Raw genomic sequence first — 325 nt, forward strand, 5'->3', positions numbered from 1 at the left:
GTGGGAAAGCGAGCACGATTATGACATGCAAGCCTCTCCACGTTTCTGGGTCATCATGGACCATCGTATTGCGCCAGGTAACGCCGATTGTGACAGTGGCTACATGCAACGCTATTGGAACGATGGAGACCATTGCGTCTTTAATGACTTTGAAGAACTAAAAGCGTTTATCGAAGATGACTTTCACGGTAACGATGAAGAAATTCCAGATGACTTGGAACGTGCACTTAAAAACGGCGATTTCGACGATCTTTGGGAAATGATTTACGAAGATTACAACGATGATGGCTACTACAGCGAAACCTTCGTCAAAGAAGAAGAATAC

General features: G+C 44.3%; 1 protein-coding gene. It reads left to right on the top strand.

What is annotated here, in order from left to right; genetic code table 11:
- Nucleotides 1-25: 25 nt before the first annotated feature.
- The coding region (locus R0J87_RS19160) for a hypothetical protein (RefSeq protein ID WP_498888223.1) at nucleotides 26-325 on the top strand (300 nt) is incomplete at its 3' end.

It is taken from the genome of Halomonas sp. SIMBA_159 (assembly GCF_046536035.1).
In the GTDB taxonomy this organism is placed as follows: domain Bacteria; phylum Pseudomonadota; class Gammaproteobacteria; order Pseudomonadales; family Halomonadaceae; genus Vreelandella; species Vreelandella venusta_A.